We start from the raw sequence: 3,460 nt of genomic DNA on the forward strand, positions 1-3,460 counted from the left end.
TTCCAGTTCTGCGGGTTGTAGATGTCGGTGATGATCGGGTCGGCCTGCACCATGCGGCCGCCCGTGGGCCAGTAGAGCCGTCCGCTACTCGGGCCATCCATGGCCCTCGCCCTTCGGGCCGACCTGCGGTCGTTCGGGATTGCTCCTGCAATCCACGTCATGTGGATCGTGTCGTGGCCTTCCAGGTGCTCGTGCCCGGTGAAGCCGCGCGGGGTGTGGGATGAGCCGGCCTGGCCGAACGGTGGATCGGGCGTGCGCCACTGGCCGTCGGTGCCCGGATCGAGGCGTTCGTGCACCGTCACGCTCGATCCGCTGATGCTGCCGATCACCTGCACCGAGCCGAGCCGGTCGCTGAACTGGTGGCGCACCGTACCCGCGCCCGCGGCCTGGGTGATGCCGCCCACGAGCTGGTCGCCGCTGTAGCTCACGATGGCGGTGCTGCCGATCATGCGACGCCACTGGATCGCACCGCCGGGCTTCTGCAGCCGCTCCACGGCGCCGATGATCGTGGTCGTGGTGGTGCCGCCCGCGCTGCTGCCATCGTCGATGCGCCGGTAGCGCGCGCCGTCCACGCCGTAGGCAAAGCGCGCGCGGATCGTGATGTCCGACGAGCCCACGCTCGCCACCCGACGCACTTCGGTGGCCTGGTTGAGGGCGTTGTATTCGTAGAACCGCAGGCTGTCCGCGCTGGTCATGTTGCCGCGCGCATCGTGCGTCTTCCCGGCCCGGCCGTAGCCGTCGTACTGGGTCTGCTCGCGGTAGGTGCGTGCGTCCATGGTGCTGTCGCGGCTGCGGCTGCGGCTGCGATGCGGCGATGGCGCGCACCGGTCACGCCGAAGACGATGCGCGCTGCGATTCGTGATGAGAGAAGGGGCGAGGCTGGGCATGGGCAGCTACTTGAAGCGGCGGAATACGCACTGCGGGTTCCGCTCTACTTGCTGCCTATAGCTCTCCAATCAGGGCCTCAAACCTTAACATCGCATCTAACATAATCCCAGAAACGGATACTGACAAAGAATAGTCATGTGAATCAATCTCAGCAATTCGGCGGAGTGCAATTGTTTTATATGCCAGCAAAGCGCTGCGCACCTCCCGCTGGATATAAATTTGCCAAAATTCATTCGCAATTGCGGGTTGCTCTGGCCTGAGAGCCATGAACACGGTGTCGCGCACCCGACCGCACCTTCTAGTAAATCGGATTCGCGGCCACCGCGCATCTCCCGAAACTCGAAATTTCAGATTTGCGGCCTTATACTTCAACGCCATCTCCACTTCACGAAGGTGTTTCGAGAAGCGCTTCCACTCTTCATCGGGAAAGTAGTCGGTAGATTTGTTGGGGATTGCACTACGATTAATCATGGCCGCGGCCACCAGACACCACGACAATACTCAACTCCCCCGCCGTAACCCGGTGGATTCAACACTGATTCGCAACACCCGCGATTGTGAGGAGGCTCAAGCGACCTGATCTGAGCCCCTTTCCGAGCGCCTGAATTTAGAGACTCGTGTATTTGAGCTTTTCTATTTTTCCGGCCGCCTCGGCTTCCGTCACCTGAACAAGCTCCGGCCTGCCAGCCAGCACGCCCATCTTCACACCACCCTTCACGTAATAGGTTCTGCCTGCCTCCACATCAAGTTGGACTAATGCGCCACTTTCAGTCTTTGCTTCATAGACGTGCCGACCGGAAGTGGCATGGATAACGAAGAACGTGCCGTTCTTCAACGCACCGAGCTTGACGCCGTTCTCATTAATCGCATAGCTCACACCACCGCCCACGAATGACTTTTCACGAAAGAAATAGATCAAGCCGGCATCGTCTTCGGGGATCATCTGCGCGGGTCTTTCAGCATAGTTCGTCGTCGCGCAGCCCGATAGCATTACAAGGGAGAGAGCCAGGAGAGCGAGGGATTTCATGATTTTCATCGCTTTATCCATATTGATTGCTAGAGTGTTACTGAGCGACACGGATTTCATTGCCGCTTATTTCCATCCGGGCCATCCAACGGCAGAACCCATCTCAGTTATCCCACGGCGGCACACGCACACTCCCTCCGGGCCGAAGCTCCGGCAAATGTCTTATTATCCCCTCGTAATTCTCGTCGCCCGGATAGTATTTTATGATAGCATCGCCAAGGACGCCATCGGATTCCGCTCTTAGCATTAATATTATCACTCCATCCTCAGTCATGTGGGCTTCTCCTATGGATTCATTACTCATGGCATGGCTCAACTCGTTATTCTCAAATGGGCGACCTTGCTCTGGTGTAGACAAATATGACGAGCATCCGGATAGGGCGCATAAGATTAGCAAATTTATAGGGGTCCTCACGGTCTTCTCCTTGACGACCAGTAATTGGTAAGCGCTGGATGCCGATTCATGTATTCCTGATTTCTTGAGAAATACCCGGCAAAGCTCTCGGCAAAAGCCTCGCTACGCCCAGCCATGCCTGGTTGAAGATAATAAGATCTTAAATTTCTTCTATCTACTCCATATGAAATATGAAACTCAGTGCTTCTAGATGGATAGCCCGTCGAAAAATCATAAGCGTGTCCAATCTCATGGAGTGCCATGTTTACACTTCCATGCGAGTGCGCACCTCGGGTCGCGACAATCACAGACTTCGTGTTTGCATCAAACCCGCCAGGAACGGAATCCCACGTCGCGCCACTCCCCCATCCCCGTGGAGCAACCCCTCGAAGATGGGTGAGGTATTCCGTAACGGACTCACCAACAGCCACATAACTAATACCTGCTCGATTCAATTCGGCTAAAACATCCGGGGGAAGCATGCCAAGCGCTTCCTCAAGAATAGTGACATCACCGCCACTCTCGATAACTGGTGGCGGCGATGGGCTCGTGTCATTAACATTGCCAGAACCCGCGCCGCTGGCAGCACGCCCAAACGCATAACTAAACGCCGCCGTCACCGCCCCATTGCCGAACTTCCCGCCCGTCATCACCGAGGTGGTGCCGCCCAGGACTGCAACGGCCGTACCTTGGCGAATCGGCCCTTCCAGCTTGCCGATGCCGGGGCTGAGTGCCTGCGTGAATCCCGCACTGGCAAACCCGTGCCCGAACTTGCCGCCCTGCAGGCTGCTCATCACTCCACCGGCTGCCGCATGGGCCAGCACGCCTTGAGCGGCCTTTACACCGGTAGCGCCTTGGTAGGCGATGCCGATCTTGTTGAAGATTCCCGCACTGAACGCACCATAGATTCCGCCCCTGAGCGAGTTGGTCTGGATCGCTCCTGCTACGAAGCCTCCGGCTATGGCGGCACTGGTGCCCGTCAAACCCGCAGCCCAACCCCAGGCCGCACCGCTTGCCGCCCCACCCGTGTACACCGTCACCACGATCGCGGCGATCGTACGCCAGTACTTGCTCAGGAAGCTGTACCCGCTCGGGTCCGTCAGGTTCAGCGGGTTGTTGAGCACGTAGCTGTAGGGGTTCCAGTTCTGCGG

At 58.2% G+C, this 3,460-nt stretch carries 4 protein-coding genes; all 4 read right to left on the reverse strand.

Annotation, left to right across the window (positions count from 1 at the left end; genetic code table 11):
• Positions 1-776 (reverse strand): hypothetical protein (locus WB794_RS13360; RefSeq protein ID WP_337336347.1); only part of this gene is annotated, 776 nt, incomplete at its 3' end.
• Positions 777-942: 166 nt separating this feature from the next.
• Positions 943-1,371 (reverse strand): hypothetical protein, encoded by a 429-nt coding sequence (locus WB794_RS13365; RefSeq protein WP_337336348.1) that lies wholly within the window; start codon positions 1,369-1,371, stop codon positions 943-945.
• A 124-nt stretch (positions 1,372-1,495) separates the two neighbouring features.
• On the reverse strand, positions 1,496-1,975 hold the full coding sequence (locus tag WB794_RS13370; protein ID WP_337336349.1) for a DUF2846 domain-containing protein: 480 nt from the start codon (positions 1,973-1,975) through the stop codon (positions 1,496-1,498).
• 351 nt (positions 1,976-2,326) lie between these two features.
• The coding region (locus tag WB794_RS13375; protein ID WP_415926701.1) for an anthrax toxin lethal factor-related metalloendopeptidase at positions 2,327-3,460 on the reverse strand (1,134 nt) is incomplete at its 5' end.

The organism is Denitratimonas tolerans, from assembly GCF_037203605.1.
GTDB classification, from domain to species: Bacteria; Pseudomonadota; Gammaproteobacteria; order Xanthomonadales; family Xanthomonadaceae; genus Denitratimonas; species Denitratimonas tolerans.